We start from the raw sequence: 1,598 nt of genomic DNA, 5'->3' as shown, positions 1-1,598 counted from the left end.
AAAACCTTCTGAATACCCTTCAGTCACTCAATGAAGATGAACTGATACAACAGCATCATGTCCCCACACGCCCTATAAGGGCAAAAGCTTTAAAGATGCTTGGCTAGAACATGATATGATTCAATACGAAAAACAGGGGGACTGTCGTTTGCAAAGTGTGCAAACGATTGCCTCTTTTTTATCTCATTTTTCCTATATTTCTTATTCGGTATTCAAAAAATAAGTCTTATCTTTGCCAGCGAAAATAAGTAACAAGATTAAAGATGATGAAAAACAGAAAGCGTGGTTATGTCTAAGGCATAACCGCGCTTCGTTTTTTGTTGTATTCTATATAATAAGGTGTAGTCAGAACGAATGTCTCTTTCAGATGCTGGCTCCATCCAAGAGTTCCCGGTATTTAGCTACAGCATCCGAAATCTCGCTTATTTTGATAAATTCATCGGCAGAATGGGAGCGGGAAGACTCGCCAGGACCCAGTTTGAAGGATGGGAAATGCATCAGAGCTTGGTCGCTGAGGGTAGGACTGCCGAATGGCTTCATGCCCATGGCTACACATTTCCTGATAAGAGGATGCGCCGGGTCGATGCGGGATGACTTCAGGCGGAAACTGTGGGCCTTCACCTCGCTCTTCAGGTGCTGGCAGATAAACTTGTAAACCTCCTCGTTGTCGTAAAACTCGTTGGTGCGGATATCCACAAGCATCGTACACTTATCCGGAATCACATTATGCTGGGTGCCGGCATTCACTACTGTAAGCGTCATCTTGGTAGGTCCCAGGAACTCGCTTACCTTCTCAAACTTATAGTCACGAATCCATCGCATATCATCCAATGCCTCGTAGATAGCGTTTACTCCCTCGTTGCGGGCAGCATGACCGCTCTTTCCGTGAGCAATCACATCCAGCACCATCAGTCCCTTTTCGGCAACAGCCGGGTTCATGCCGGTAGGTTCACCTACGATGGCAAGGTCGATATGCGGAAGCAAAGGCAGGGCACGGGTGATGCCATCCTTTCCCGACACCTCTTCTTCGGCAGATGCCAGATAGATAAGATTATACTGCTGAGGCTTTGCGGTCAGCATTCTGAATATCTGGAGGAGCGAACAGAGTCCGCCGCCGCAATCGTTGCTGCCCAAGCCGTAAAGTATACCCTCTTCTACATCCGGTGAAAACGGGTTGCGTGTCCATGAAGCTACAGGCTTCACGGTATCGATGTGAGCATTGAGCAGCAGGGTTGGTCGGCTCTCATCGTAATGAGGGTCGATAATCCAGATGTTGTTCGCCTCACGATGAGGTTCGAAACCATATTTGCGGATGGTCTGCTCCATGATGTCGGCAGCCTCCTTCTCGTTTCTGCTTACAGATGGGGTGGCGATGAGCTTTTTCAGCAAATCCACGGCATCGCTTACATATTCTTCTTGTAGCATCATAATCTCCCTTTTTATTGTTTTGGGGACAAAGATACGAAAAAAAGAGCAGATAAAGTGGAAAAAGTATCTTTTTATTTTGTGTTCTTAACAAATTCTATTATCTTTGCATCAGAATGTGTGTCCTGAGACAGAATGAAGTCAGATATTGGCTATATTTGATAGATTTCTGT

Annotated in this window: 1 protein-coding gene; it reads right to left on the bottom strand. The window is 45.8% G+C overall.

All coding sequences use genetic code 11. From position 1 onward, the window contains the following. Positions 1–363 precede the first annotated feature (363 nt). Positions 364–1,428 (bottom strand): M20 family metallo-hydrolase, encoded by a 1,065-nt coding sequence (locus KSW37_RS15525; RefSeq protein ID WP_217315346.1) that lies wholly within the window; start codon positions 1,426–1,428, stop codon positions 364–366. Positions 1,429–1,598 lie beyond the last annotated feature (170 nt).

The organism is Segatella copri (assembly GCF_019127135.1).
In the GTDB taxonomy this organism is placed as follows: domain Bacteria; phylum Bacteroidota; class Bacteroidia; order Bacteroidales; family Bacteroidaceae; genus Prevotella.
This window is presented reverse-complemented; position numbering and strand designations above follow the sequence as displayed.

Bases quoted from the DNA above. Each gene is read 5' to 3' on its own strand.
- KSW37_RS15525 (WP_217315346.1), bottom strand. From the start codon at position 1,428: ATGATGCTACAAGAAGAATATGTAAGCGATGCCGTGGATTTGCTGAAA.